Raw genomic sequence first — 1,739 nt, 5'->3', positions numbered from 1 at the left:
CCGTTTGCGGCTGGGTTGGGTCGGGCCGGGGGGCGGTACTGGCCTTGCGACCAGCCCGTTTCCCCGACCCGCCCGCCGCACCCGCCGTGCGTGTCTCCACGCAACGGGCGCTCCACGTGCCTTGACAGTGGTCAGCCGCCGATGTTGGCGGCTGCCGGTCGTGGTGTCCACGGGGTCGGGATGTTGCTGCCGCGGTAGCGGTAGCGGATCACTTTGACGCTGGATGCGCCGGTGAACTCGACTCCGTCGCAGATGAGCTTCCAGCTGCCCGGTCGGCAGAACCGGCGGCGCAGTTCCTTCCAGCTGAGTCGGGAGTGCTTGTGGAAGATCCAGCGGACGATGCGATGCCACGCGTGGTCATCGATCGTGCTGAATACCGCCTTCGACACCCCGTGCCGGAAATAGTTCGCCCACCCGCGTAGGGTGCGGTTGAGGCTGGCCAGCAGCTCGTCCACGTCCCTGTGCAGGTCTGATCTGCGTGTTCTGTCTTTCACCTTGTCCTTGATCGACTGGATCGCCTTCTTGGACGGCTTGGTGTAGACGTAGTGCTTCTGCGTTCCTCGTTTCCGCTGTCTGCGGATGTGGAAGCCGAGGAAGTCGAAGCCCTCGTCGATATGGACCACTTGGGTCTTCTCCGGTGCCAGCCGCAGCCCCAGTGGGGCGAGCACGCCGGCCACCTCCTCGCGCAGGCCCTCGGCGTGGCGGCGCTCCCCGGAGACCATCAGTACGAAGTCGTCCGCGAAACGGATCAGCCGCCAGTTGCCCAGCCCGTGCTTCCTGCGCGTGACCCGCCGCTTGTAGCTGCCCATCTCCTGCTGCCACTGCCGGACGAAGTGCTCGTCCAGCGCGGACAGCGCGATGTTGGCCAGCAGCGGGGAGAGAATCCCGCCTTGCGGGGTGCCGGTCAGCGTCTCCTCCCGATCCCCGGAGGTCGTCATGACCCCGGACTTCAGGAACGCCTTCACCAGCGCGCAGACACGCTTGTCCTTGATCCTCGCCCGCAGGCGGTCCATCAGGGCCATGTGATCGATCTCGTCGAAGCACGCCTTGATGTCTGCCTCCAGGACCCAGTGGAACCTGTTGGCCCCGGAAGACAGGTGGTGGATCTCGGCAATCGCATCGTGTGCCCGCCGGTTGGGACGGAACCCGTACGAGCACGGCATGAAGTCCGCCTCGAAGATGGGTTCGAGCACCGCTTTGAGGCTGGCCTGGACCACCCGGTCCGCGACCGTGGGAATCCCCAGCGCGCGGAGCTTGCCGCTCGCCTTCGGGATCATCACCTGTCGCACTTCGACCGGCTCGAACACGCCCGACTTCAGCGCATCCCTGATGTGTTCCAAGAACGCCTCGACCCCGATCCAGGTCTCGATCAGGGCCACCGTGGCCCCGTCGATTCCTGGGGTCCTCGCCCCGGTGTTGGTGGCCACGCGCTCCCACGCGTGCACCAGAAACGCCGGGTCGTAAACGAGGTTGAACAGGTCACCGAACCGCCGGGAGTCGTCATCTCCCGCCCATCGGTGCAACTTGATCTGCATCTCCCGTACCGCGAAATGAGCCGAGTCAGGACCCGGCCACCTCACGGCGCCGATATTCACCGGCGCTTCTTCGGGCATTGCACTCCTCTCCTTGCTTGGCACGCTGCCGTCCTTCCCCCTGTGCCGGGCTCTCCCCGGCTCCGAGTACTACGACGGCTCCGCCCCGCTCGCCCCCATCGGCAGGCATCGCGCCTATCCCCTCCG

General features: G+C 66.1%; 1 protein-coding gene. It reads right to left on the bottom strand.

From position 1 onward, the window contains the following. Window positions 1-131 precede the first annotated feature (131 nt). Window positions 132-1,637, bottom strand: a complete 1,506-nt coding sequence (gene ltrA / locus ABZ818_RS42745) for a group II intron reverse transcriptase/maturase (RefSeq protein WP_361427735.1) — start codon at window positions 1,635-1,637, stop codon at window positions 132-134. Between the last annotated feature and the right edge of the window lie 102 nt (window positions 1,638-1,739).

The organism is Streptomyces sp. NPDC047453, assembly GCF_040643155.1.
Taxonomy (GTDB): Bacteria; Actinomycetota; Actinomycetes; order Streptomycetales; family Streptomycetaceae; genus Streptomyces.
Note: the sequence above shows the minus strand (reverse complement) of the source record. Positions and strands in the feature narration are given on the sequence as shown.